Raw genomic sequence first — 24,510 nt, 5'->3', positions numbered from 1 at the left:
GGGGAAACCAAGCCGGCATGGCCGGCCATCAAAGGATCGACCCGGATGGGCGCTTTGAAACATCACAGCGGACGTAGCTGGAGTGCCGCCAACTGGCTGGGCGGCCTCCTGGCGCTCGTGTTCATGTTAGGCCTGCTGCAAGCGGCCCACGCCCAGGGGGCGGTCCGCTCGGTCCATGGCGATTGGCAGATCCGCTGCGACACCCCGCCGGGCGCCCAGAGCGAGCAATGCGCGCTGATTCAGAGCGTGGTCGCCGAGGACCGTTCCAATGCCGGCCTCACCGTGATCGTGCTGAAGACCGCCGACCAGAAAAGCCGCCTGATGCGCGTGGTCGCGCCGCTCGGCGTCCTGCTTCCCTCCGGGCTCGGGTTGAAGCTCGACAATCAGGACGTCGGCCGCGCCGGTTTCGTCCGCTGCCTGCCCAACGGCTGCGTCGCCGAAGTTGTGATGGACGACAAGCTGCTCGGCCAGCTCAGGGGCGCCAAGACCGCGACGTTCATCATCTTCGAGACCCCCGAAGAGGGCATCGGCTTTCCGCTCAGCTTGAACGGGCTGGCAGAGGGGTATGACAAGTTGCCGTGAGGCGACCTCTCCCGAATTGCTGCAACAGCGCCTATCTTGAACGATGATGTCCCGGCCAAGCCAAACATGAACGGGATGTAATTGCGTTGAATTCGGAGTCGTCATGACCAGTCCCGCCACAACCTCCCTGCTCGACCGCGCCAATCTCGACCGCGATGCCGTGCGCCGCGAGCTCGCGCGCGGGCTCCAGGGGGCGGACGACGGCGAATTGTTCCTGGAATTCGGACAGACCGAGGCCCTGGTGTTCGACAATGGGCGCTTGAAGCAGGCGACTTATGACACCAGCCAGGGGTTCGGCCTGCGCGCGGTGAAGGACGACGCGGTCGGCTACGCGCATTCCTCCGACGTCTCGCTGCCGGCGCTGATTCGCGCCGCCGATGCGGTGCATGCGGTGCGCGGCGGCTATTCCGGCAGCTTCGCCGCGGCGCCCGCGCACACGAATGTGAAGCTTTACGGCGACGAGAACCCGCTGGATGCGCCTGGCTTCGAGGCCAAGGTCAAGCTGCTCGGTGAGATCGACGCCTATATCCGCGACAAGGACCCGCGGGTGCGGCAGGTTTCCGCGAGCCTGACTGCGACCTGGCAGGTGGTGGAAATCGTCCGGCCGGACGGCGAGAGCTATCGCGACATCCGGCCGCTGGTGCGGGTCAACATTTCCGTCGTTGCGGGTCAGGGCGACCGGCAGGAGAGCGGCAGCAAGGGTTATGGCGGCCGCGAAGGTTACGCCCGTTTCATCGAGACCAAAGCCTGGCGCGACGCTGCCGACGGCGCGCTGCGCGAGGCGCTGGTCAACTTGGAATCGGTGCCGGCACCGGCCGGCGAGATGGACGTGGTGCTGGGCGCCGGCTGGCCCGGTGTGATGCTGCATGAAGCCGTCGGCCACGGGCTCGAGGGCGATTTCAACCGCAAGAAGACTTCGGCCTTCGCGGGCCTGATGGGCCAGCAGGTCGCCGCCAAGGGCGTCACCGTGGTCGACGACGGCACCATGGCCTCGCGCCGCGGCTCGCTCTCGATCGACGACGAGGGCACGCCGACCAACCGCACCGTGCTGATCGAGGACGGCGTCCTGGTCGGCTACATGCAGGACCGCCAGAACGCGCGGCTCATGAACATGAAGCCGACCGGCAATGGCCGGCGACAGAGCTATGCCCACGTGCCGATGCCGCGCATGACCAATACCTACATGCTGGCTGGCAACAGCGATCCCGCGGAGATCCTCGCCTCGGTGAAGAACGGCATCTATGCCGCCAATTTCGGCGGCGGTCAGGTCGACATCACCTCGGGCAAATATGTGTTCCAGTGCACCGAGGCCTACAAGATCGAGAACGGCAAGCTGGGAGCGCCGCTGAAGGGCGCGATGCTGATCGGCAACGGCCCGACCGACCTCAACCGCATCACCATGATCGGCAACGATCTCGCGCTCGACACCGGCATCGGCACTTGCGGCAAGAACGGCCAGGGCGTGCCCGTGGGGGTCGGCCAGCCGTCGCTGCGCATGGAGCGGATCACCGTAGGAGGAACCGGCTAGTGAGCAACAACGAAGTGGCGGTCAGCAAGCCGACAAGCTGGCGTTCGCAAGCAGCGCAACTCGCGGCGATCGTCGCTGTCGTGTTCCTCGCCAAGGGCGCGATCGCCGAGCCGTTCTACGTGCCGTCAGGCTCGATGGAGCCGACGCTTCTGATCGGCGATGCGCTGGTCGCGTCGAAATACCCTTACGGTTACGGGACAGCCTCGCTGCCGATCCAGATCACGCTCCCGGAGTCGAGCGGCCGGCTGTTCGGCGAGCCGCCGCAGCGCGGCGACGTCGTGGTGTTCCGCTGGCCCGGCGACCGCTCTCAGGCCTGGGTCAAGCGCGTGGTCGGCCTGCCCGGCGACCGCATCCAGATGCGGCAGGGCCAGCTCTTCATCAACGACCATCCCGCGACGTTGAAGCCCGACGGCATCGGCGAAGCCGAGGACGACCGTGGCCACACCGAAACCGCCTATCGCTATATCGAGACGCTGCCGAACGGCGTCAGCCACGCGATCTTCAAGATGCGCGACAATGGCCGCCTCGACAACACGCCTGAGGTCACCGTGCCGCCGGGAGAACTGTTCGTGCTTGGCGACAACAGGGACAATTCCGCCGACAGCCGTGTCTCCGTGCGCGACGGCGGCGTCGGACTACTGCCGGTCAACAACCTGATCGGCCGCGCCGACGCAGTGGTCGGCTCATGGGACATGGGCATGCGCAGCCAGCCGGTCTGGACCTGGCCGTCAGGCTTTCGGTTCGCGCGGTTCTTTACCTCGGTGCACTAATGCCAGCTCCTCATGGTGAGGAGTGCGTCTTCGCGCGTCTCCGGACGATGCTTCGCATCGCCGGGAGAACCATGAGGCCCGTGGCCCATCCCTCGTGACGCCGCTTCGCGGCTCCTCGGGATAAGGGAGACGATGGGGCTACCCGCATGACCTTCGACGACGTCAGGAAAATCGCGCTGGCGTGGCCGGAGGTCGAGGACGGCACCTCCTACGGCACGCCGGCATTGAAAGTGCGCAAGAAGATGCTCGTGCGCCTGAAGGAAGACGGCGACAGCCTGGTCATGCCTGCCGTGCCGCAGGACGAGCGTGACATGCTCATCGAGAGCCGGCCGAAGATATTCTACTTCACCGATCATTATCGCGACTATCCGATCGTGCTGATCCGACTGTCGAAGGCGAGCCGCAGCATCGTCGAGCCGCTGTTGCGCCGCTACTGGCGCATGCTGGCATCGAAGGCTGCGGTGAAAGCTCACGATGTTAATTCGTAGGGTGGGGCAAAGCGACGCGTGCCCCACCATCCCGAGCAGAGTGCTGGTGGTGGGCACGCGTCGCTTTGCCCACCTTAGGGGACTACTCATCCTACGGAGCCTCATGAATCGAGACGAATTCCTCGCGGCGGCGCTGCGCAATCCCGCCAATGCCGCCATCGCCGATGAGCTGCTGCGGCTGGCACTGCCCGACGCGTGGCTCGTGGCGGGGTGCCTGGCGCAGACGGTCTGGAACGTCAGGACGCATCGTGCGGTCGATTACGGCATCAGCGACTACGACATTTTCTATTTCGATTGCGATACATCCTGGCAAGCCGAGGACCGGATCATCAAACGCGTGCATGATGCGGTTCGGCACCTCGGCGTCGCCGTCGAAGTGCGCAACCAGGCGCGCGTCCATCTCTGGTATCCCGAAAAGCACGGCCTGCCCTACCCGCCATTGACACGCTCGACCGATGGCATCGACCGGTTTCTTACCAAGAACACCCAGATCGGAATCCGCCGCACGGCGGAAGGCTATGAGGTCTATGCGCCCCACGGATTCGATGACGTCGCCAACATGATCGTGCGGCCGAACCCGGGAGCGAATTTTTCGGCGGCGAATTACGAGAAGAAGGCGGCGAGGTGGAAGGCGCTGTGGCCGGAGATCAGGGTACTGCCGGCGGACCACTGACAAGAATTACCGCACCACGCCCGAGGTGAATCCGGCCTTGCGTCGCGGCGGCTTGATGTCCTTTTTCAGGAAGCAGTGCGGCTCGCGGCCGGCATAGCCGGGGCGCGCAAAGGTCCAGGCGCGACACTTGTTGTCGGCGGCGCAGGCGGCCTTGCAGATATCGTCGCCCTCGCCTGCTTTCAGGTCGAAGCTCTTGTAGTCGCCGCCGAAACGATCGATCGAGGTCTCGACCGTGCCGTTGCGCGGCTCGACGACGCCGGCGCCGCGCACGCCGGCGACGCAGCAATTATTCTGCGCGCGCTGCGGCACGCTGTTCTTGAGCCAGCACACCGCGCCGGTGGTGATGTCGGTCGGATAGTTGAAGCTCCAGGCCCGGCAGCGGCGATCGCGCTCGCACAACAGCGCGCAATCGGCCGGGTCGCCCGAGGCAACGGGCGAACTGAGGTAATCTCCGCCGGGGCGATCGAAGTTGACCTGCGCCTGCGCCGGCCGCGACGTCGCTACGGCCGCCAACAAGGCGAACGTCACCACACTCGCCCAGAAGAGGCGGCCAATTCTCATATCCAACGCTTTCGACTGTCCCCCGCGCTCACCGCGGGTGGTCATTTGAGCGCCGCCAACCTGTACGCTGGATGAACGGCTCAAAAATGCGGCAAGCTGGCACACCAGTTGCTGTGACGGCCGGCCTGCGTGTGGCGTGAGCGCCACGCAGGCAAAGAACATGCATCAAAACAAGCGGATAGGGTTAGAACGCGCATTCATCATAGGCCGGCTCGACGGAGCCGTTCCAGGCGCCGTTGAACTTGTCCAGCAGCTCTTCCGCCGGCGTCCGGCCACAATCGATGATCCGCTCCAGCGGCTCGAGATAGCGGCTCTCGTCGCGGCCGATCTGGTCGATGCGGTTACGCCGCCGCAAACCGGCATGTGACAGTTTGAGACACTCTTTAGCGATCTCGAACAGATAGCGGTCCTTGATCCGCGCCTTGAAGCCGAAGCGCGGCACGTCGTCGCGCAGCGCCTGCCGCTCCCGCGCGGTCCAGTTCCGCACCAGATCCCAGGCCGCATCCAGCGTGTCGTTGTCATAGAGCAGCCCGACCCAGAATGCCGGCAATGCCGGCAGCCGGCCCCATGGCGCGCCATCGGCGCCGCGCATTTCCAGATAGCGCTTGAGCCGCACCTCCGGAAAGATCGTCGAGAGATGATTGGCCCAGTCCGACAGGGTTGGACGCTCGCCGGGCAATGCAGGATTCTTGCCCTCGAAGAAATCGCGGAACGAGGTGCCGGAGACGTCAAGATAGTCGTCGCCGCGCTTGACGAAATACATCGGCACGTCGAGGGCATAATCGACCCAGCGCTCGAACCCCATGCCGTCCTCGAACGCCCATGGCAGCATGCCCGAGCGCGCATTGTCGGTGTCGCGCCAGATCTCGGACCGGAACGACAGGAAGCCGTTCGGCTTGCCTTCCGTGAACGGCGAGTTGGCGAACAGCGCGGTCGCGATCGGCTGCAAGGCAAGCGATACGCGCAGCTTCTTCACCATGTCCGCTTCAGAGGAGAAGTCGAGATTGGTCTGCACCGTGCAGGTGCGGTACATCATGTCGATGCCGTATTTGCCGACCTTCGGCATGTAGCCGGTCATGATCTTGTAGCGGCCCTTGGGCATCACCGGGATCTCTGCCCGAGACCAGGACGGCGTCATGCCGAGGCCGAGAAAGCCGATACCGAGCGGCGTTGCGATCTCGCGCACCTGCGCCAGATGCGCCATCAATTCGCTCTGGGTCTGATGCACGGTCTCGACCGGCGCGCCGGACAATTCGAACTGGCCGCCCGGCTCGAGCGAGATCGCGCCTCCCCCGGTGACGTCGTAGAGACCGATGATGTTGCCGTTCTCCACGATCGGCTCCCAGCCGAGCAGGAGCTTCATGCCGTCGAGCAAGGCGCCGATGCCGCGCGCCCCTTCATACGGCACGGGCTGATGGCCCTGCAGCGTGAACGGCGTCTTCTCATGCTCGGTCCCGATCCGGAAATCGGCAGGATCCTTCACGCCCGCCTCGATCCACGCGACCAGTTCGTCGCGCGATTGGAGTGGCGTCATATCGATCTGGTCACGCGCCATACGAATTCCGATACTGAAGCGCTTCGATCGAATGCGCGCGGTGGCAGGGGCATCCACGAACCAGGCGGCCCGCGGATGCTGGTGGCAACAATGATATCATCGGGCAGTCACGCCGTCTCTTATCGCAGGCGACTTGGCGTCGCTGCAGGAACATCCCAGCCGGTCCAGAAGCGCGCAGAGCTTGACCGCGTCGACGTCAGACAGTTTCGACCCGACATGCTTCTCGATCGCCGCCGAATAGGCGCCCCACATCCGCTTCTGCAATTCACGTCCCGCCTCGGTAATCTCGACGAATTGGCCGCGCTTGTCGACCTTGCATTCGCGCCTCGCCGCCAGCCCCTCGTCCACCAGGCGATCGATCAGCCGCGACGTCGAATATTGCGGCAGCAGCATCTGCCGCTCCAATTCCACCGGCCGCAACTCTCCCGACGGCGCGCGCGACAACTCGAGCAGGGCATCGTACCAGGCGAGCGGCGGAAAGCCGGCCTTCTTCAGGTCCTGCTCGACGGCGTCGAGCACCCGGCTCTGCACCCGCATCAGGCGGATCCAGGCGGCGGTCGCCTCGGTCGATGGTTTGCGTTTCATGGCCTAGTCCGTCATCGTCGGTACAAAGTCTACCGTACTGAATGCACCTGCATCAATCTTGACTGTTCATGCAGGTGCATTTAGTCGGTCCGACGCCCAAGGCCAACAACAAAAAGGCCTACAAGAATTCGAGAGGAGATCTCCGATGAAATTATACTATTCGCCCGGCGCCTGCTCGCTTTCGCCCCATATCGCGCTCCTGGAAGCCGGCCTGCCCTACGAGCTGGTCAAGGTCGATGTGCGCGCCAAGAAGCTGGAAAATGGCGACGATTTCCTGAAAGTGAACCCCAAGGGCCAGGTGCCGGCACTGGCGCTCGATTCCGGCGAACTGGTCACCGAGGGGCCCGTGATCGTGCAGATCATCGCCGACCGTGCCGCGGCCAAGAACCTGGCGCCGGCCCATGGCAGCGCCGAGCGCTACAAGCTGCTCGAGTGGCTCAATTTCATTACCACCGAGCTGCACAAGAATTTCAGCCCGCTGTTCGCGCCGGTCCTGTCCGACGACACCAAGGCGTTCTTCAAGGACCGCCTGATGGGCAAGTTGAAATATATCGACGGCCAGCTTGCCGGGCGCGACTACCTCCTCGGCAGCCAGTTCACCGTCGCCGACGGCTATCTGTTCACGATGCTGGCCTGGGCCGACCGGATGAAGTTCGACCTGTCGGGCCTGCCCAACCTCACCGCCTACAAGGCCCGCATCGCCGCCCGGCCCAAGGTGCAGGAAGCGCTCACCAAGGAAGGGCTGCTGAAGGCGTAAGCTGTCGTCCCGGCGAAAGCCGGGACCCATAACCCCAGGGCGTCATTGTTGCGCTTGATGGGCCCCCAGCCTGCTCAACAACGCAGTCCGGTGGTTATGGGTCCCGGGTCGCGCTTCCGCTTGCCCGGGACGACGAGTCACTCCGCAGCCTGCGCCACCGGCTTCTTCGGCGGGAAGCGGCCGTAGAAGGTCTCGCCCTTGGCCGCCATCTCGACCAGGAGCTTCGGCGGGGCGAAACGGGAGCCGTATTTGGCCTCGAATTTGTGGCAGAGCTCGACGAATTTCTTCGTCCCCATGAAGTCGATATAGGACAGCGTGCCGCCGGTGAACGGCGCGAAGCCGAAGCCCAGGATCGAGCCGACATCGGCTTCGCGCACGTCGGTGATGACGTGATCCTCCACCGTGCGCGCGGCTTCCACCGCCTGCACCACCAGGAAGCGCTGCTTCAATTCCTCGACATCGAGCGTATCCGGATCGAGGTGCTTCGGCTGCAGGCCGGCGAGGCCCGGCCACAGGCTCTTCTGGCCCTTGCCCTTCTCCGGATAGTCATAGAAGCCCTTGGCGTTCTTGCGGCCGAAGCGGCCCTGCTTCTCGACCATTTCAACCATCAGCTTCTTGTGGTCCTGATTGACGGCGTTGGGGCCGAGATCGGCTTCGGTCGCCTTCATGATCTTCAGGCCGAGATCGAGCGCGACTTCGTCCGACAGCGACAGCGGCCCGACCGGCATGCCGGCCATCTTGGCGGTGTTCTCGATCATCGCCGGCGGCACGCCTTCGAGGAACATCTCGTTGCCTTCCGCGATGTAGCGCATCACGCAGCGGTTGGCGAAGAAACCGCGGGAGTCATTGACCACGATCGGCGTCTTGCCGATGGCGCGGACATAGTCCAGCGCGGTGGCGAGCGCGACGTCGCCGGTGTTCTTGCCGAGGATGATTTCGACCAGCATCATCTTCTCGACCGGCGAGAAGAAGTGGATGCCGATGAACTTGCCCTGGTCCTTGAATTCCTCGGCCAGCGAATTGATCGGCAGCGTCGAGGTGTTGGACGCGAAGATCGCGTCGCCCTTCAAGAGCGGCTGCGCCTTGGCATAGGTGTCCGCCTTGACCTTGCGGTCCTCGAACACCGCCTCGATGACGAGCTCGCAGTCCTTCAAAACGTTGTAGTCGGCGGTCGCTGTGATGCGCGACAGCAGCGCATCGCGCTCGGCCTCCTTCGCCCGGCCCTTGGCGACGAGACCGTCGATCACGCTCTTGGCGTGCGCCTTGCCCTTGTCGGCGCTCTCCTGATCGCGATCAACAAGCACTACGTCGATGCCGGCCTTGGCTGAGACGTAGCCGACGCTGGCGCCCATGAAGCCGGCGCCGATCACGGCGAGCTTCTTCACCTTGGTCGGCGGCACGCCGGCGGGGCGGCGGGCGCCCTTGTTCAGTTCCTGCATCGACAGGAACAGCGAGCGGATCATTGCCGCCGCTTCCTTGGAGCGCAGCACTTGCGTGAAGTAGCGGGACTCGACGCGCAGCGCGGCGTCGATCGGCAACTGCAGGCCTTCGTAGACGCAGCTCATGATGGCGCGCGCCGCCGGATAATTGTCGTAGGTCTCGCGGCGGTAGATCGCATTGCCCGCCGGGAACATCTGCATGCCCATCTTCGAGAAGACAGGGCCGCCGGGCAGCTTGAAGCCCTTCTCGTCCCACGGCGCGACCGCCTTGCCGCCGCCCTTGATCCAGTCCTTGGCGGCCTTGATCAGGTCGGCAGGCGGCACGATCGCGTGGATCAGGTTGAGCTGCTTGGCCCTTGCGAGGTTGATCGCCTCACCCTTCAACAGGAGCTGCATCGCATCCTGCGGCGCCACGATGCGCGGCACGCGCTGGGTGCCGCCGGCGCCCGGGAACAGGCCGACCTTGATCTCGGGCAGGCCGAGCCGGGTCTTCGGATTTTCCGCGGCGACGCGATAGTGGCAGGACAGCGTGATCTCGAAGCCACCGCCGAGCGCGAGCCCGTTGATCGCCGCGACCCACGGCTTGCCCGAGGTCTCGATCGAGCGGAACACCTGCGAGAAACGGCGGCTCTGCTCGAACAGCACCTGGTTGGCCGCGACCTCGCCCTTCTCCTGCAACAGCTGCGCATAGGTCCGGCTCATGCCCTCGAGCATCGACAGGTCCGCGCCGGCGCAGAATGCGTCCTTGCTGGATGTAATGACGACGCCCTTGATCGCGGCATCGGCCGTGGTCTGCTTGACGATCTCCTCGAGCTCGAGGACCGAGGTCTCGTCCAGCACGTTCATCGAACGTCCCGGAATATCCCAGGTGACGAGCGCGATGCCGTCGGCGTCGGTTTCGAATTTGAAATTCTTGAAGGCCATGTGGTGCTCCCTCGATGCCGGCTGCCGGTAAGGCGCTGGCAGTTGTCCTAATGCTCGGATCGTAGGGTGGGCAAAGGCGCACTTGCGCCGTGCCCACCATCACTTGCTGAGAATTCGATGGTGGGCACGCTTCGCTTTGCCCACCCTACAACGATGTCGCCTTAAACCCGCTCGATGATCGTCGCGGTGCCCATGCCACCGCCGATGCAAAGCGTCACCAGCGCGGTCGACTTGTCGGTGCGCTCGAGCTCGTCGAGCACGGTGCCCAAAATCATTGCGCCGGTCGCGCCAAGCGGATGGCCGAGCGCGATCGCGCCGCCATTGACGTTGATCTTGGCGTTGTCGATGTCGAACGCCTGGATGTAGCGCAGCACCACCGAGGCGAAGGCTTCGTTGAGCTCGAACAGGTCGATGTCCGACTTCTTCATGCCGGAGCGGGCGAACAGCTTTTCGGTGACGTCGACCGGCCCGGTCAGCATCATCGCGGGCTCCGAGCCGATATTGGCGAAGGCCCGGATCTTGGCCCGCGGCTTCCGGCCGAGCTTCGCGCCCGCTTCCTTGCTGCCGAGCAGCACCGCGCCGGCGCCGTCGACAATCCCCGAGGAATTGCCGGCGTGGTGCACATAATTGACCTTCTCGATCTCCGGATGCGACTGCACCGCCACCGCATCGAAACCCGCCATCGCGGCCATGGCCGCGAAGGACGGTTGGAGCTGCGCCAGCGACTGCATCGTCGTCGTGGGCCGCATATGCTCGTCCTTGGCGAGGATGGTGAGGCCGTTGACGTCCTTCACCGGCACGACCGATTTGTCGAACCGGCCTTCGTCCCAGGACTTCGCCGCGCGCTGCTGGCTCTGCACCGCGTAGGCATCGACGTCGTCACGGGAGAAGCCGTATTTGGTCGCAATCAGGTCGGCCGAGATGCCCTGCGGCATGAAATAGGCCGGCACCGCCATCGAGGGGTCCATCGGCCAGGCGCCGCCGGACGCGCCGATGCCGACACGGCTCATGGATTCCGCGCCGCCGCCGATCACGAGCTCATGCTGCCCGCTCATGATCTGGGCCGCGGCAAAGTTCACAGCATCAAGGCCCGAAGCGCAGAAGCGGCTGATCTGCACACCCGGCACCTTCTCGCCGAGGCCGGACTTCAGCGCCGCGAAGCGGGCCATGTCGGAGCCGGCCTCGCCGACGGGATCGACGATGCCGAGCACGACGTCGTCGACGACGTCCTCGGCAATGTTGTTGCGCTCCTTCAGCGCCTGCAGCGGCACGGTGGCGAGCGCCAGCGCGGTGACTTCGTGCAGCGCGCCGTCGGGCTTGCCGCGGCCGCGCGGGGTGCGAACGTGATCGTAGATATATGCCTCAGGCATGACGCCCTCCTTAGATGAGGATCATAATATATAGCCGAACCGGCCGAAGCCGCGAGCCAGCTGCCGAAGATTCTTCAGAATGCTTCGGCCGCCAATTCCATCGTGGTACCGCTGCCGCTCTGGATGCGCGCGAGATGCACGGCCGTCTCCGGCAACAGCTTCTCCATGAAGAAGCGGCCGGTCACGAGCTTGGTCGAGAGGTAAGACGTTGCGCCGCCGGCGGCGATCTTGTCCTGCGTCACCTTCGCCATCCGCGCCCACATGTAGCCGAGCGCAACCAGGCCGAACAATTTCATGTAGTCGGTCGCAGCAGCGCCGGCATTGTCGGGCTTGGTCATCGCATTCTGCATCAGCCAGCCGGTCGCCTGCTGCAGATGGCCGAGCGCGGCCGAAAGTGGGGTCACGAACGGCTTCATGGCTTCGTCCGCGCCGTGCTCCTTGGCGTAAGCGCCGACTTCGCCGAAGAACGCCATCACCGCGCGGCCGCCGTCACGCGGCAGCTTGCGGCCGACCAGATCGAGCGCCTGGATGCCATTGGCGCCCTCATAGATCATGGCGATGCGGGCATCGCGCACGAACTGCTCCATGCCCTGCTCGGCGATGTAGCCGTGGCCGCCATACATCTGCTGCGCCAGCACGGTGTTGGCGAAGCCGGTGTCGGTGAGCACGCCTTTGAGGACCGGCGTCATCAGGCCCATATGGTCGTCGGCTTCCTGGCGGTCCTTGGGATCGTTGGAGCGATGGGCGACGTCGCTCTTCAGCGCGGTCCAGATCACCATGGCGCGCGCCGCCTCGTTGAAGGCGCGGATGGTCAGCAGCGTGCGGCGGACATCAGGATGCACGATGATCGAGTCGGCCGGCTTCTCCGGCTCCTTCGCGCCGGTCAGCGAGCGGCCCTGCAGGCGCTCGCGCGCATAAGCCACCGCGTTCTGGTAAGCGACCTCGGACTGCGCGAGCCCCTGCACGGCGACGCCGAGCCGGGCCTCGTTCATCATCACGAACATGCCCTGCATGCCCTTGTTCTCCTGGCCGATCAGCCAGCCGGTGGCATTGTCGTAATTCATCACGCAGGTGGAATTGCCGTGAATGCCCATCTTGTGCTCGATCGAGCCGCAGGTGACGCCGTTGCGTGCCCCGAGCGAGCCGTCCGGATTGACCAGGACTTTCGGCACCACGAACAGCGAGACGCCCTTGATGCCGGCCGGCGCGCCGTCGATGCGCGCGAGCACGAGGTGGATGATGTTCTCAGTGAGATCGTGCTCGCCGGCGGAGATGAAGATCTTGGTGCCCGTGATCTTGAAGCTGCCATCGGCCTGGCGCACGGCCTTGGTGCGCAACAGCCCGAGGTCGGTGCCGCAATGCGGCTCGGTGAGGTTCATGGTGCCGGTCCATTCGCCCGCCACCATCTTCGGAACATAGGTCTTCTTCTGCTCGTCCGTGCCGTGCACCAACAGCGCTGCGGTCGCGCCCATGGTGAGGCCGCCATACATGGAGAACGCCATGTTGGCGGAGATCTGGAATTCGTTGACCGCCTGGCTCAGCGTCACCGGCAGGCCCTGCCCGCCATATTCCGTCGGCGCCGAGAGTCCGAGCCAGCCGCCTTCGGCCACCTGCTTGTAGGCTTCCTTGAAACCTTTCGGCGTCGTCACCGAGCCGTCGTCATGGCGCTTGCAGCCTTCGAGGTCGCCGACGCGGTTGAGCGGCTGCAACACTTCTTCGGAAAGCTTCGCCGCCTCGCCCAGGATCGCTTCGCGCACGTCGGCCGATGCATCGGTGAAACCTGGCAGGTTATCGTAGCGGTCGATCTGGAAGACATCGTTGAGCAGGAAACTCACATCTTCGACTGGGGCTTTGTAGATCGGCATAGTGTGCTCCGGCAGGCAGTTTTTGAAGTTGGCGCCGCAGGCAAAACCCTCGCGACGCTGCGACCACTAAAGGTTCCCGAAACAGACCTTAGACCTTTCGGCGTTCCGGGAAAGCGAATATCGGGATCAGGATGGCGACTTAGGCTGCGACTTGGCGGCGCTGGCCTCGCCGGCCTGCCGCATCAACTCTTCTCCCATCAGCCGGTGCAGCAGGTTGATCGCCTTCAGCGGGCGCACCATCACCTTGAAATGCGTGATCCGTCCTTCTGCATCGAACGTGATGATGTCGACGCCGTTGATCTGAATGCCCTCGATCTCATTCTCGAATTCGAGCACCGCGCCATTATCGCTGCGCCATTCGCCGCGATAGGTGAAGCCAGGGCCACCCAGCACCTTTTCCGCGCTCGACAGATATTTGAAGGTGATGTCGCGTCCGCGCTGCGGCGTGTGTACGACGGGGCTTTCGAATACGGCGTCGGGGTGAAGCAGATCCCAGACCGCTGCGCGATCGTGGGATTTCATGTAGGCGTACCATTTGTCGAGGCCGGTCATTGTCAAAGACGTCTCCTCTTGGCGGAACGTGCAATGGCCCGATCTTGGCGAGCCCGTAAAGTCCTGGCCGTCGATATGCACATTGACGCATATGCGCCTATGTGCATAAAGTCAAGGATGGTCGAGGAGGTAGAAAAGGAGTGGCGACCAGTGGCGCTGGGTGACGCGATCCTCGCATGCCTGACCGAACGTCCGATGACGGGCTACGAGCTCGCCAAGACGTTCGCTGCTTCCATCGGCTTCTTCTGGAAGGCGGACCACCAGCAGATCTATCGCGAGCTTTCCAAGCTGCGCGACCGCGGCCATGTCCAGGCCCGCGAAGTCGTCCAATCGGGCAAGCCCAACAAGCTCGTCTACACGCTAACGCCTGAAGGCAAGGCTGCGCTGCGGCACTGGGCCGCGCGGCCGAGCGTCCCGGCATCGATCAAGGACGATCTCCTGGTGCGGCTCTACGCGCTCGACAGCGTCGATATCGAACCGCTGCGCACCGACCTGATGGCGCGATTGGAACACCACCGCGACCGCTACGAGCGCTATGAGCGCCTGCTCAACAAGCGGTTCCCGCAAGGCGTGGCCTCGCCGGCCGATATGGGCAAGCTGCTCGGGCTTCGTATCGGCCTTCGCCATGAGCAGGTCGTGGCGGAGTGGTGCGAGGAGGCCATCGATGCCCTCTCCGCCCTGGCCAATCGGACGACCGTTCAGCCGCTCAAAGCGGGCCAAGGCGACGACAAGGCGTAAGGCCGAACCGCCTCCTTCGTCGTCCCGGGACGACGGGCATCGCGACGCGAGTTCCGCGCAGAGGTAACTTTAGAGCCCCGCAGCGCCGTTCCTTAACCCGTTCTTTACCCTAACGCGAAAAAGTCGACGGCTAAGGCAGACGCCTCGCGCGGAATTCGATTGTCTGGTCAATCGGGACGTACGGGGAGGCTGCAGGCGTGGGTGTGGACGCCTTAGTCGGGACCGGACGGAATCATGAATTCGCGCGTATCGTGGAGTGTTGACGGCATTGATCCATCCGTCCGCGAGAGAGCCGAGGCCGCGGCTCGCCGGGCCGGCATGTCGCTGAACGACTGGCTCAATTCCACCGTGGGCGAGCCGGCGCCGCCGGATCTCCGCAATGACCAGGCGCGGCCCGCGATGCCGAGCCAGGCAAGCCGGGACGTCGCCGACATTCATCAGCGGTTGGATGCGATCACCCAGCAGATCGATCGAATCGCGCGGCCCGCGCCGCGCAATGATGCCCCGCGCAACGACGCTGCGCGCGGCCAGTCCAACGTCGCGCGCCAGCTCAACGACGCGATCTCGCGGCTCGATGCTCGGCTGTCGCAGATCTCAAACCCCGCCGCGGCGCGCCAGCCCCAGATGGCTGCGGCGCAGCAGCCCCCGATGCCGGAGCGGCAGCGCCAGGCGGAAGCCGTCGAGCGTGCCGCCGCAAAGGTCTACCGTCCTTCGCCGCCGCTAAGTCCCGCCTCCTTCGATTCCGCAATCGCGGAGATCACCGCGCGCCAGAACGAACTCGATGGTCCGCCGCCGCGGCAGATGCCGCCGCGCCACGCTCAGCCAGCGGATGCAGCTCAGCCGACGGGCCCAAGCGTTCCGCCAATGGCCGCGCATGCTCCTCCGGTTGCACCGGCACCTGCCGCGCCGGCACCGGCCGGCCCGGACTTCTCCTCGCTGGAGCGTTATCTGATCAAGATCACGAGCCAGATCGAGGCACTGCAACGGCCCGATCATATCGAGCAATCGATCGCCGCGTTCCGGAGCGAGCTTGCGGAAATCCGCGCCGCGCTCACCGAGGCGATGCCGCGCCGCGCGATCGAATCGCTCGAAGGCGAGATCCGCTTGCTGTCGCGGCGCATCGACGACAACCGGCAGAACGGTGCCGACGGCCAGGCGCTCTCCGGCATCGAGCGTGCGCTGTCCGAGATCCGCGAGGTGCTGCGCTCGCTTACGCCCGCCGAGCAGCTCGCGGGCTATGACGAGGCGATCCGCAATCTCGGCGCCAAGCTCGATCTGATCCTGCGCGCCAACGACGATCCCTCGACGGTGCATCAGCTCGAGAGCGCAATCGCCGCGCTCCGCGCGATCGTCTCCAACATCGCCTCCAACGACGCACTGGCGCGGCTCGCCGAGGATGTGCAGACGCTGTCGGCCAAGGTCGACGAGCTCGCGCGCGCCGGCAATCACGGCGATGCCTTTGCGGTCCTCGAACAGCGGATCGCCGCCCTGGCCGCGACCCTGGAAAGCCGCGAACGCCCGGCACCGACCGAACACTCGCAACATCTCGAAGACGCCCTGCGTGCGCTGTCGGAGCGCATCGACCGCATGCAGGTCGGCAATGACAGCGCCTCGGCATTCGCCCATCTCGAACAGCGTGTCTCCTACCTGCTCGAGCGCCTCGAAGCCTCTCCCAATCCTCAGTCCGGCAATTTTGGCCGCATCGAAGAAGGGCTGCAGGACATCCTGCGCCATCTCGAACGCCAGCACGCCAATTTGGTGTCACTGGCCGAGGCGAGCCGCAACGCAGGCGCACCGGCGCCGCAGCCGCTCGACCCTGGCCTCGTCGACATGGTCAAGCGCGAATTGTCCGATATCCGCTACAGCCAGTCGGAAACCGACCGCCGCACCCAGGATTCGCTCGAGACGGTGCACAATACCCTCGGCCACGTGGTCGATCGCCTTGCGCTGATCGAGAACGATCTGCGCGACGTTCGCTCCGCGCCGGCCCCGTCAGCGGCGCCGGCCGAGCCGCCACGCGCCTCGATGCCGCAGCCAATGGCGCCGCAGCCCGAATTGCCGAATCCGGCGATGCAGCAGCGCTTCACGGCGCAGGAGCACTTCGCCGCGGCGCCGCGCGACTTCCATGCGGCTACTCCGCCGGAGGCTGTACCCGTTCCGCCGCCGTTGCCGCCGCGCGCCATCAGCGAGATCTTGGAGCCACACGCCGCGGTTCGCACCGCGCTCGAGCCGGACCTGCCGCCGGATCATCCGCTCGAGCCGGGCACGCGCCCGACCGGACGGGTGTCGACGCCCACCGAGCGGATCGCCGCGTCGGAGAGCGCGATCAGCGAGATTTCGACAGACAAGAAGGAGCCGGTCTCTACGTCGAGCTTCATTGCCGCCGCACGCCGCGCCGCCCAGGCCGCGGCCGCCCAGGCTGCCAATGAGAAGGGCGGGCGCGGTGGGGCCAAGGCCGCAGCCAAGGCCAAGCCGGTCGACAAGGCTCAGGGCAAATCCGAGGGCAAGGAGCCCTCGACCATCACGTCAAAGATCCGCTCGCTGCTGGTCGGCGCGAGTGTGGTGGTCATCGTGCTCGGCGCCTTCAAGGTGGCGATGATCCTGCTCGACAGCGGCGCCTCGTCGCAGATGCCGATGGAGAGGTCGAGCGACGCTCCCGCCTTCGCGCTGCCGCCGGCCGACAGTGCGGCCGTCGCACCCGCGCCAGCGCCGGCACCCGCGGCGCCCCTGATGACCTCGCCGACCCCGCTCGGCCGGCAATCCAACAACAGCACCGCGCCGAACATGCTCGACGGCTCGCAGGTGACGATCCCGCCGGCGCCGGTGCCTTCGCCATCGCCCGTTGCGAACAACGACATCACCGGCTCGATCCGCGTGCCGTCCGCCGCGCCGATCGGCGGCAGGCTCGCGATGGTGCAGGTGCCACCGAGCGAGCGGCTGCCTGACGGCATCGGCGGCCCGGTGCTGCGCGCCGCGGCGCTGAGGGGCGATCCGGCCGCCGCCTACGAGGTTGGCGTGCGCTTCGCCGAAGGCAAGGGCGTTCCGATCAACTATGACGAGGCCGCAAAGTGGTACGAGCGCGCCGCGCAGGCCGGCGTGATCCCCGCGGTCTTCCGGCTCGGAACCTTCTATGAGAAGGGACTCAGCGTGAAGAAGGATATCGACACCGCGCGGCGTTACTACGTGCAGGCCGCCGAGCGCGGCAACGCCAAGGCGATGCACAACCTCGCGGTGCTCGATGCCGATGGCGGCGGCAAGGGCGCCGACTACAAGGGCGCGGCACAGTGGTTCCGCAAGGCCGCCGATCGCGGTGTCGCCGACAGCCAGTTCAATCTCGGCATCCTTTATGCACGCGGCATCGGCGTCGAGCAGAACCTGGCCGAGTCCTTCAAATGGTTCAGCCTGGCCGCAGCCCAGGGCGACGCCGACGCCAGCCGCAAACGCGACGATGTTGCCAAGCGCCTCGACGCGCAATCGCTCGCAGCGGCCAAGCTCGCGATCCAGACCTTCACCGCCGAGCCGCAGCCCGACGACGCCGTCAACGCAGCGACCCCGCCCGGCGGCTGGGACGCGGCGACGGTGCCGCCCAATGCGGCCAAGCCCGCGGCCCGGGCAGCGTCGCCGAAGCGCACCGCCTCGATCGCGCATTAAAATTATGACAGATGCACGACGCCGCGGTGCTGCGTCGCCATATGTATCTCAGCGCTGAAGCTGTGTAGAAAGGCCGCGCCCCCGCGGGGGTAGCTGCCAGCGCCGAGAGAACCAGTTTGTCAGCCCAAGACCACGAAGGTCGCTACCGAAGCTCGCCGACCGGGCCCCGCGTAGCACCACCACGCCAGTCGGTCGATCAGCCCAAAGCGCGGCCGCCTCAGCGGCCCGCCTGGCGGTGGTCGATGTGGTCGATTGTCATATTCGCCCTCCTGATCTCCGGCGTCGGCATCCGCGCCTATCGGGACCTGTCGCGGCCCGACGCCTGGGCCTATTGGAGAGACCAGTATTTCTCGCCGAGCCTGAGTTCGAAACTGATCGGCAAGACCGATCTCGGCGGGCCTATCGGCTCGCGGCCCGCTTTGGCCATCAAGGGAGAGATCGGCCCAGCCGCCGCAAACTGGTTCCGCGACAGGCTGGATGAGGCCCATCTGGCGCCCGGCGACGTTGTCCTTCTGTCATCTCCGGGCGGCGACCTCAATCAGGCGCTCATCATCGGCGAAATGATCCGTTCCCGCGGGCTGACGACCGCCGTCGGCGTTGCCGATGCTTCGGGCCAGGTCCGCCCGGCCTATTGCGCCAGCGCCTGCGTCCTCGTCTATGCCGGTGGCACCACCCGCTACGGCCTCGAGGGCTCGATGCTGGGCGTCCACCGGTTCGTCACCACGGCGCCGGTTGCCGACCCCGTCGCCGACACCCAGCGCGTCACCGGTGCCGTGCTGCACTACATGACCAGGATGGGCGTATCCTCCACAATCGTCGAGGCGATGTCACAAACCAGGGACATCCGCTGGCTCGGCACCAAGGAAGCCGAAGCGATGAACCTGGTCACCGATCCCATCGGCCGGCCGTAAGGCGCGGGCGCGACAAAAAACTCCGCATCGGCGGATTCTATAGTCCCTCGTCGCGGCGATTTCGGTTATTCAAGGGCGCGGCAACCGATCCGCGTCCGCTTCCGCGCCGGATTCCGCTGCCCGCAAGCTCGATCAGAAAACCGCGCCGTGGGCTGGCCATGCGCCAGCCCCGCGGCATTATAAGAAGCGACCGCGCGTGCAGCTCTACCTCCCGATCGCCGATATTCCCGTCAATATCTTCCTCGTGCTGGCGATGGGCGCGGCGGTCGGTTTCGTCTCCGGCATGTTCGGTATCGGCGGCGGCTTCCTGATGACGCCGCTGCTGATCTTCATCGGCATCGCGCCGGCGGTGGCGGTTGCCTCGGTCGCCAGCCACATCGCGGCCTCCTCCTTCTCCGGCGCGCTCTCCTATTGGCGCCGCCGCGCCATCGATCCGGCGCTGGCGCTGATCCTGTTAAGCGGCGGCACGATCGGCACCGCGCTCGGGGTGTGGACCTTCACCTATCTGCGCTCGCTCGGTCAGCTCGACCTGATGATCGGGCTGTCCTACGTCGTGCTGCTCACCGCGGTCGGCACGGCGATGGCCTATGAGGGACTGCGCGCGATGCTGCGCAGTCGCCGCGGCGGCGCCGCCACGCTGCGCCGCCCGGGCAGCCATGGCTGGATCCACGGCCTGCCGCTGAAGATGCGCTTCAAGCGCTCCAAGATCTATCTCTCCATCATTCCCGTCATCTTCGTCGGCCTCGTGATAGGCTTCATCGGCGCCGTCATGGGCATCGGCGGCGGCTTCATCCTGGTGCCGCTGATGATCTACCTCTTGCGGGTGCCGACCTCGACCGTGATCGGCACCTCGATGGTGCTGACGCTGGTGACGATGATCTTTGCGACCCTGCTGCACGCGGTGACCAACCACCTCGTCGATGCCGTGCTGGCCCTGATCCTGATGGTCGGCGGCGTCACCGGAGCGCAGTTCGGCGCCCGCGCCGGCCAGAAGATCCGCGGCGAGCATCTGCGGCTGTTGCTCGGGCTCCTGGTGCTTGCGGTCGGCATCCGCTTTGCGGTCGAGCTCGTGATCCGCCCCGCCGATCTCTTCACCATCCGCGAATCCGGCGGGGCAGCGCCATGACCGCCCGCGCACTCCTCGTTCTCGCCGGCCTGCTCGGTGCGATCCTCGCCACCAGCCCGGCCTGCGCGGAACGGCTGATCGTCTCGGTCTCCAACCACCGCGTCACGGTAACGCCGAATTATGCCGGCGAGGAACTGGTGCTGTTCGGCTCGGTCGAGAGGGATGCCGACACCCCACCCGGCCGCACCAATTACGACCTCGTGGTGACCGTGGTCGGACCGCGCGCCGACATGGTGACGCGGCGCAAGGAGCGCAGATTCGGCATCTGGATCAACAGCGACTATCGTCAGTTCCTGCAGGTGCCGACCTATCTCGCGCTGTTCTCCAATCGCCCCTTCGACCAGATCGCTTCGCCGGAGGTGCAGCGGCGTCAGCAGCTCGGGCTCAACAACGTGCTGCTGATGCAGCGCGTCAGCGGCGACTATGCCGACGTCGTCCCCGACGACGTCTTCCGCAGCGCCTTCGTGCGGCTGCGCACCGAGCACGGGCTGTACCGCGAGGAGACCTCGGCAGTCACCTTCCTGACCCCGACCCTGTTCCGCACCACGATTCCGCTGCCGGCGGAGGTGCCGATCGGCACTTATAATGTCGAGATCAAATTGTTCACCGATGGTGCGCTGGTGACCAAGGCCAATACCGCGTTCGAGATCGTCAAGGTCGGTTTCGAGCAGTTCGTGGCCAATACCGCGCGGCAGAACGGCCTTGCCTATGGCCTCGTCACCGCCGCCATGGCGCTGATGACCGGCTGGATGGCCTCGATCGTGTTCCGGCGCGATTGACGTCACGACGCGAACAGTCCGACGCCCATCGCAACCACGCTCAGCAGCATCGCTCCCGTCGACAGCCATCCGAGCCAATACAGCGGACCGGTGATGATATACCGGTCCATCACGTCATGGCGGCGCGCCATCACCATCAGCAGCACCATCACGGGAACGGCGAGTACGCCGTTGATGACCGCGCTCCAGTACAGCGCCGAGATCGGGTTGATCGGCGTGAAATTCAGCGCGATGCCGAAGCCGGCCGCCAGCGCCAGCACGGCATAGAATGCGACGGCCTCCTTCGGCTTGCGCGCCAGGCCCACCGGCCAGCGACGTCCCTCCCCAACGGCATAGGCGGCTGAGCCCGCAAGCACGGGAATAGCGAGCAGCCCGGTGCCGACGATGCCGAGCGCGAAGATCGCTTCTGCGAACGGGCCGGCGATGGGACGCAGCGCCTCTGCCGCCTGCGCCGAGCTCTGGATGTCAGTCTTCCCCGCCACATGCAAGGTCGCGGCGACCGTGACGATGATCGAGATCGCGATCAGGTTGGAGAGCGCCATGCCGACGATCGCATCGGCGCGGATGCGGGAAAACTCCTTCCGCGCCCCATAGTGCTTTTCGATCAGCGGCTGCTTTTTGGCGTCGACGCGCTGGTCTTCGGCTTCCTGCGAGGCCTGCCAGAAGAACAGATAGGGCGAGATCGTGGTGCCGAAGATCGCGACGATGGTGGTGAAATAGTTGTCGTTCCAGGCGAGCCTTGGAATCAATATGCCGGCGAGCGCCTCGCCCCAGGAGATGCGGGCGAAGGCAAGGGCCGCAACATAGGCGAACAGGCTGAGCGTCAGCCATTTCAGCACCGCGACATAGCGCTTGTAATCGAGGATGATCTGAGCGGCCGCCGAGGCCACCCCGAACAACAGCACGTAAAGGATGGGATGCCCGCCGACCAGCAGCGTCGTCGCATCCGCCATGGCGCCGAGATCGGCCGCGATGTTGATCGTGTTGGCGATGAACAAGAGCGTGACCACGATGTTGAGCAGCCACAGCGGATAGTGCCGGCACACATTGCCCGAAATGCCCCGACCGGTGACGCGGCCGACGCGCGCCGAAATCTCCTGGATCGCCACCATCAGCGGAAAGGTGAACAGCATGGTCCAGCCGATCCCGTAGCCGAACTGCGCGCCGGCCTGGCTGTAGGTGCCGATCCCGGACGGGTCATCGTCGGAGGCGCCGGTGATCAGTCCGGGGCCGAGCGATTTCAGGAAGCGCTTGAGCTCGAAGGGCTGGCGCGGCTTGGCATTCGGGGCCGGCTTGTTGCCGGGCTTTAGGTGATTGCCTGTCGATGCCTTGTGTTGCGCCATACCCGGTCCAGTCGCCGCGACAACGAACCGGAGGTGGTTCGGTTCCCGGCGCTGTATCTGGCTGGCCGCTATGGCACAAGCAAGACAGGCCGTCAGGCGCGCGATGCCGCGATCGGACGGGTCACGAGATAGATGCCGAGCGCGACCGGGATGATGCCGAGCAGGTCGCGGGACTCGACATGCTCGCCGAGCACGAGGAAGGCGAACAGCATGCCGAGCGGCGGCATCAGGAAGTGATAGGCGCTCGCGGCGGTGGCGCCACACACTTTGAGCAGATGAAACCACAGCGCGTAGGCCAGGATCGATCCGCCGAACACCAGGAAGGCGAACGCGCCGAGCAGCCGCGCGCTCGGCACGATCTCGGAGACGCTGGAGAGCGCGAACGCGAATGGCAACAGCACAAGCCCGCCGGCGAGATTCTGGATGCCATTGCCGACCCACAGGCTGCCCTTGGGAGACAGCAGCTTGAACAGAATGGTGCCGGTGACGATGGAGGCGAGCGAGGCCAGCGTGAACACGATGCCTTCCATATGCTCGGTGCCGACGGAGAGCCGATGCCAGACGATGAAGGCGACACCGGCAACGCCGAGCATGAGGCCCGCGACCTTGCGCCAGGTCAGGACTTCGCCAAGGAACAGTGCCGCCAGCACCGCCGTGAACACCGGATTGGCCGAGACGATCAATCCGCCGATGCCGGCGGAGACCGTCTTCAATCCGGTATAGCCAAGCCCGAGATAGAGCGCGTTGTTGGCAACGCCGAGCACCGAATAAACAGCGACATCGCGCCAGGAGAGCTGCCAACCCTCGCGGCGCAGCGCCAGAAAACCGAGGATCAGGATGCCCGCGAGCGAAAATCGCGCCGTGAGCAGGATCAGCGGCGGACAATCGGTGACGCCGATCTTGCCGGCGATGAAGGCGTAGCTCCAGAGCAGGCAGAACAAGGCAATCAATAGCGGCAGCGGGTTGAAGCCCTGTCGGGGAGCCGCGATCGAAGGGGCGAGCGACATGAGAATTCTCCTTGGCCCTTCCATCTAGGCCCTCGCCTTCCCATTTGGAAATTAAATGATAGACTGGCAGCCAGTGGATTTTTGAATAGGTGCCGCCATGTTCGATTTGGAACTGCTGCGCAGTTTCGTCTCGGTGGTCGATGCCGGCGGCTTCACCCGCGCCGGCGAGCGGGTCCACCGCACCCAATCCACCGTCAGCCAGCAGATCAAGCGGCTGGAGGAGGATGTCGGTCAGCCGCTGCTGATCCGCAACGGCAAGGATGTCACCCCGACCGAAGCCGGCGAACGGCTGCTGTCCTACGCGCGGCGGCTGCTCGCGCTTGCCGAGGAGGCGCGCGATGTCGTGACGCGGCCGACCTATCAGGGCGCGATCCGGCTCGGCATCCCCGAGGATTTCGCCGCCTATCGGCTGACAAAGCTGCTCGGCGCGTTCTCGCGTTCGCATCCGATGCTCCGGCTCGACGTGCGCGCCGACCAGAGCATGCACCTGCAGCGCGATCTCAATCGCGGCGAGCTCGACCTCGCGCTGCTCAAGCGCACCGCCGGCGAGAAGGGCGCGATCGCGGCCTGGCCGGAGCGGGTGCACTGGGTCACCAGCAAGACGCATCCACGCAACACCCGCAGCGGCTCGGTGCCGCTGATCGGATTTCCGGCCGGCTGTCTCTACCGGGCCGGCGCGATCCACGCGCTGGAGAGCGCGGGCCGCCCCTGGCATATGGCCTATACGTCCTCGAGCCTCTCCGGCATCCAGGCCGCAGTCGCCGCCGGCATGGGCCTGAGCATCCTGTCGGAGATCGCGATCCAGGCCGATCACCGCGTGCTCACGGCAAAAGACGGTTTTGCGCCGATCGACCGGACCGAACTCGCCCTGCTCGCCTCCCCCGCCGCCAGCCCCGCCACACTGCGGCTTGCCGACAGGCTCGCGGAATTCTGCGACACCGTGCAGGCGAAAGCGGCGTAGGAGCCGTAGGGCGTGCGCCGTAGGATGGGTAGAGCGAAGCGAAACCCATCGCGACGGAGTAAGCCGCACGAATGATGGGTTTCGCTGCGCTCTACCCATCCTACGATTCTACGATTCCGAGAGGAGAGATCACGATTCAAATTTCAAACAGCGTGAGGATGTGAGTTCGCGTTCTCGCGGCGAGTTACGCCCGAGCTTTGCGTCACTTTCCACCCTCTTCGATAGCAGAGGGCGCAGGGAAAGCCGGGTGCTGGTTGCACCCGTGGGTCCCGTGCAACAAAAAGCACGGGGGTAGGACCACAGGTTCAACCGAAGCATTCCGGCTTTCCCTGCGCGATGGTTTAC

Annotated in this window: 21 protein-coding genes; 12 read left to right on the top strand and 9 right to left on the bottom strand. The window is 65.3% G+C overall.

The annotated features are described in order from the left end of the window. Positions 1-45 precede the first annotated feature (45 nt). From ACZIRK_RS39575 to ACZIRK_RS39555, 5 genes are all read left to right on the top strand, one after another. Complete coding sequence (locus ACZIRK_RS39575) at positions 46-582, top strand: invasion associated locus B family protein (RefSeq protein ID WP_028167940.1); 537 nt, start codon at positions 46-48, stop codon at positions 580-582. A 103-nt stretch (positions 583-685) separates the two neighbouring features. Beyond that, entirely contained in the window at positions 686-2,110 is a 1,425-nt protein-coding gene (gene tldD / locus ACZIRK_RS39570) for a metalloprotease TldD (protein ID WP_130227286.1), read from the top strand. Then, positions 2,110-2,880 (top strand): signal peptidase I, encoded by a 771-nt coding sequence (lepB, locus tag ACZIRK_RS39565; RefSeq protein ID WP_130227285.1) that lies wholly within the window; start codon positions 2,110-2,112, stop codon positions 2,878-2,880. Before tldD ends, lepB begins: the two co-directional genes overlap by 1 nt. A gap of 146 nt (positions 2,881-3,026) precedes the next feature. Beyond that, complete coding sequence (locus ACZIRK_RS39560; RefSeq protein ID WP_130227284.1) at positions 3,027-3,368, top strand: MmcQ/YjbR family DNA-binding protein; 342 nt, start codon at positions 3,027-3,029, stop codon at positions 3,366-3,368. Positions 3,369-3,471: 103 nt separating this feature from the next. Continuing rightward, the gene (locus tag ACZIRK_RS39555; RefSeq protein WP_130227283.1) at positions 3,472-4,041 is read left to right on the top strand and encodes a nucleotidyltransferase family protein; all 570 of its coding nucleotides are present in this window, start codon (positions 3,472-3,474) and stop codon (positions 4,039-4,041) included. Between the two features lie 6 nt (positions 4,042-4,047). Here the strand turns inward: ACZIRK_RS39555 and ACZIRK_RS39550 are convergent, their stop codons facing one another. The 3 genes from ACZIRK_RS39550 to ACZIRK_RS39540 all read right to left on the bottom strand — a co-directional run bounded on the left by ACZIRK_RS39550 (position 4,048) and on the right by ACZIRK_RS39540 (position 6,742). Then, a complete protein-coding gene (locus ACZIRK_RS39550; protein WP_165435316.1) occupies positions 4,048-4,602 on the bottom strand; it encodes a PAN domain-containing protein in 555 nt (184 codons plus the stop codon). 184 nt (positions 4,603-4,786) lie between these two features. After that, positions 4,787-6,157, bottom strand: a complete 1,371-nt coding sequence (locus ACZIRK_RS39545) for a glutamate--cysteine ligase (RefSeq protein WP_028167945.1) — start codon at positions 6,155-6,157, stop codon at positions 4,787-4,789. Positions 6,158-6,253: 96 nt separating this feature from the next. Further along, positions 6,254-6,742, bottom strand: coding sequence for a MarR family winged helix-turn-helix transcriptional regulator (locus ACZIRK_RS39540; RefSeq protein ID WP_028167946.1), 489 nt, complete (start codon positions 6,740-6,742; stop codon positions 6,254-6,256). Between the two features lie 145 nt (positions 6,743-6,887). On the opposite strand from ACZIRK_RS39540, the gene gstA reads away from it, so the two are divergent. Beyond that, on the top strand, positions 6,888-7,499 hold the full coding sequence (gstA, locus tag ACZIRK_RS39535) for a glutathione transferase GstA (RefSeq protein WP_130227282.1): 612 nt from the start codon (positions 6,888-6,890) through the stop codon (positions 7,497-7,499). A gap of 137 nt (positions 7,500-7,636) precedes the next feature. Here gstA and ACZIRK_RS39530 read toward each other — a convergent pair whose 3' ends face one another. The 4 genes from ACZIRK_RS39530 to ACZIRK_RS39515 all read right to left on the bottom strand — a co-directional run bounded on the left by ACZIRK_RS39530 (position 7,637) and on the right by ACZIRK_RS39515 (position 13,649). After that, entirely contained in the window at positions 7,637-9,862 is a 2,226-nt protein-coding gene (locus ACZIRK_RS39530; RefSeq protein ID WP_130227281.1) for a 3-hydroxyacyl-CoA dehydrogenase NAD-binding domain-containing protein, read from the bottom strand. Between the two features lie 161 nt (positions 9,863-10,023). Continuing rightward, complete coding sequence (locus ACZIRK_RS39525) at positions 10,024-11,232, bottom strand: acetyl-CoA C-acetyltransferase (protein WP_028167949.1); 1,209 nt, start codon at positions 11,230-11,232, stop codon at positions 10,024-10,026. A gap of 74 nt (positions 11,233-11,306) precedes the next feature. Further along, entirely contained in the window at positions 11,307-13,097 is a 1,791-nt protein-coding gene (locus ACZIRK_RS39520; protein WP_474419376.1) for an acyl-CoA dehydrogenase C-terminal domain-containing protein, read from the bottom strand. A gap of 126 nt (positions 13,098-13,223) precedes the next feature. Then, positions 13,224-13,649, bottom strand: coding sequence for a nuclear transport factor 2 family protein (locus ACZIRK_RS39515; RefSeq protein WP_474419377.1), 426 nt, complete (start codon positions 13,647-13,649; stop codon positions 13,224-13,226). A gap of 150 nt (positions 13,650-13,799) precedes the next feature. On the opposite strand from ACZIRK_RS39515, the gene ACZIRK_RS39510 reads away from it, so the two are divergent. From ACZIRK_RS39510 to ACZIRK_RS39490, 5 genes are all read left to right on the top strand, one after another. After that, positions 13,800-14,387 (top strand): PadR family transcriptional regulator, encoded by a 588-nt coding sequence (locus ACZIRK_RS39510; protein WP_474419375.1) that lies wholly within the window; start codon positions 13,800-13,802, stop codon positions 14,385-14,387. Positions 14,388-14,621: 234 nt separating this feature from the next. Beyond that, positions 14,622-18,038 carry a hypothetical protein gene (locus tag ACZIRK_RS39505; protein ID WP_474419374.1) on the top strand — a complete coding sequence of 1,139 codons (3,417 nt, stop codon included), beginning with the start codon at positions 14,622-14,624 and terminating at the stop codon, positions 18,036-18,038. Between the two features lie 242 nt (positions 18,039-18,280). Next, entirely contained in the window at positions 18,281-18,949 is a 669-nt protein-coding gene (locus tag ACZIRK_RS39500; protein ID WP_245475166.1) for a COG3904 family protein, read from the top strand. 196 nt (positions 18,950-19,145) lie between these two features. Then, complete coding sequence (locus tag ACZIRK_RS39495; RefSeq protein ID WP_130231337.1) at positions 19,146-20,075, top strand: sulfite exporter TauE/SafE family protein; 930 nt, start codon at positions 19,146-19,148, stop codon at positions 20,073-20,075. Then, a complete protein-coding gene (locus ACZIRK_RS39490) occupies positions 20,072-20,854 on the top strand; it encodes a TIGR02186 family protein (protein WP_130231339.1) in 783 nt (260 codons plus the stop codon). The genes ACZIRK_RS39495 and ACZIRK_RS39490 overlap by 4 nt, the downstream gene beginning before the upstream one ends. Positions 20,855-20,856: 2 nt before the next feature. On the opposite strand, the gene ACZIRK_RS39485 is transcribed toward ACZIRK_RS39490, so the two are convergent. Both ACZIRK_RS39485 and ACZIRK_RS39480 read right to left on the bottom strand, forming a co-directional pair. Next, entirely contained in the window at positions 20,857-22,197 is a 1,341-nt protein-coding gene (locus tag ACZIRK_RS39485) for an NRAMP family divalent metal transporter (protein ID WP_474419373.1), read from the bottom strand. A 92-nt stretch (positions 22,198-22,289) separates the two neighbouring features. Beyond that, on the bottom strand, positions 22,290-23,204 hold the full coding sequence (locus tag ACZIRK_RS39480; RefSeq protein WP_130231342.1) for a DMT family transporter: 915 nt from the start codon (positions 23,202-23,204) through the stop codon (positions 22,290-22,292). 97 nt (positions 23,205-23,301) lie between these two features. Between ACZIRK_RS39480 and ACZIRK_RS39475 the strand changes: the two genes are divergently transcribed. Next, a complete protein-coding gene (locus tag ACZIRK_RS39475) occupies positions 23,302-24,165 on the top strand; it encodes a LysR substrate-binding domain-containing protein (RefSeq protein WP_474419372.1) in 864 nt (287 codons plus the stop codon). The last annotated feature ends 345 nt before the right edge of the window (positions 24,166-24,510 follow it).

The sequence above is a fragment of the Bradyrhizobium sp. Leo114 genome (genome assembly GCF_055229415.2).
This window is presented reverse-complemented; position numbering and strand designations above follow the sequence as displayed.

What these genes read in the sequence shown, in the direction of transcription:
- ACZIRK_RS39530 (WP_130227281.1), bottom strand. Translation starts at nt 9,862, where the DNA reads ATGGCCTTCAAGAATTTCAAATTCGAAACCGACGCCGACGGCATCGCG.
- ACZIRK_RS39480 (WP_130231342.1), bottom strand. Translation starts at nt 23,204, where the DNA reads ATGTCGCTCGCCCCTTCGATCGCGGCTCCCCGACAGGGCTTCAACCCG.
- ACZIRK_RS39560 (WP_130227284.1), top strand. Translation starts at nt 3,027, where the DNA reads ATGACCTTCGACGACGTCAGGAAAATCGCGCTGGCGTGGCCGGAGGTC.
- ACZIRK_RS39575 (WP_028167940.1), top strand. Translation starts at nt 46, where the DNA reads ATGGGCGCTTTGAAACATCACAGCGGACGTAGCTGGAGTGCCGCCAAC.
- ACZIRK_RS39525 (WP_028167949.1), bottom strand. Translation starts at nt 11,232, where the DNA reads ATGCCTGAGGCATATATCTACGATCACGTTCGCACCCCGCGCGGCCGC.
- tldD (WP_130227286.1), top strand. Translation starts at nt 686, where the DNA reads ATGACCAGTCCCGCCACAACCTCCCTGCTCGACCGCGCCAATCTCGAC.
- gstA (WP_130227282.1), top strand. Translation starts at nt 6,888, where the DNA reads ATGAAATTATACTATTCGCCCGGCGCCTGCTCGCTTTCGCCCCATATC.
- ACZIRK_RS39540 (WP_028167946.1), bottom strand. Translation starts at nt 6,742, where the DNA reads ATGAAACGCAAACCATCGACCGAGGCGACCGCCGCCTGGATCCGCCTG.
- ACZIRK_RS39520 (WP_474419376.1), bottom strand. Translation starts at nt 13,097, where the DNA reads ATGCCGATCTACAAAGCCCCAGTCGAAGATGTGAGTTTCCTGCTCAAC.
- ACZIRK_RS39490 (WP_130231339.1), top strand. Translation starts at nt 20,072, where the DNA reads ATGACCGCCCGCGCACTCCTCGTTCTCGCCGGCCTGCTCGGTGCGATC.
- ACZIRK_RS39515 (WP_474419377.1), bottom strand. Translation starts at nt 13,649, where the DNA reads ATGACCGGCCTCGACAAATGGTACGCCTACATGAAATCCCACGATCGC.
- ACZIRK_RS39505 (WP_474419374.1), top strand. Translation starts at nt 14,622, where the DNA reads ATGAATTCGCGCGTATCGTGGAGTGTTGACGGCATTGATCCATCCGTC.
- ACZIRK_RS39545 (WP_028167945.1), bottom strand. Translation starts at nt 6,157, where the DNA reads ATGGCGCGTGACCAGATCGATATGACGCCACTCCAATCGCGCGACGAA.
- ACZIRK_RS39485 (WP_474419373.1), bottom strand. Translation starts at nt 22,197, where the DNA reads ATGGCGCAACACAAGGCATCGACAGGCAATCACCTAAAGCCCGGCAAC.
- ACZIRK_RS39550 (WP_165435316.1), bottom strand. Translation starts at nt 4,602, where the DNA reads ATGAGAATTGGCCGCCTCTTCTGGGCGAGTGTGGTGACGTTCGCCTTG.
- ACZIRK_RS39555 (WP_130227283.1), top strand. Translation starts at nt 3,472, where the DNA reads ATGAATCGAGACGAATTCCTCGCGGCGGCGCTGCGCAATCCCGCCAAT.
- ACZIRK_RS39475 (WP_474419372.1), top strand. Translation starts at nt 23,302, where the DNA reads ATGTTCGATTTGGAACTGCTGCGCAGTTTCGTCTCGGTGGTCGATGCC.
- ACZIRK_RS39500 (WP_245475166.1), top strand. Translation starts at nt 18,281, where the DNA reads ATGTGGTCGATTGTCATATTCGCCCTCCTGATCTCCGGCGTCGGCATC.